Here is a 234-nt window from a genome sequence, read left to right as displayed (position 1 = left end):
TATTATTGGAGCTTGTTCAAAAGACGATAATATTTCCGAATGGATGAGAGTTGCTAATTTGACGGAGAAACCTGTCGAGTTCTCCATGGTTACCGATAGAGACCAAATTAATAAAATAAACCAACTTACTGAGGGGATTAAATGGCAGGATCGGCAAATCAAAACTACTGATGATTCCGATTTCCAATTTTGGTTAGAACATAAAGGGGAAGACTTTAGAATTACTAATTTTGA

General features: G+C 35.5%; 1 protein-coding gene. It reads left to right on the top strand.

Features of this window, described 5'->3' with window-relative positions; genetic code table 11:
• The coding region (locus ACFSUF_RS13535) for a hypothetical protein (RefSeq protein WP_377603444.1) at positions 1 to 234 on the top strand (234 nt) is incomplete at both ends.

This window comes from Paenibacillus gansuensis (assembly GCF_042684925.1).
In the GTDB taxonomy this organism is placed as follows: Bacteria; Bacillota; Bacilli; order Paenibacillales; family DY6; genus Paenibacillus_N; species Paenibacillus_N gansuensis.
Note: the sequence above shows the minus strand (reverse complement) of the source record. Positions and strands in the feature narration are given on the sequence as shown.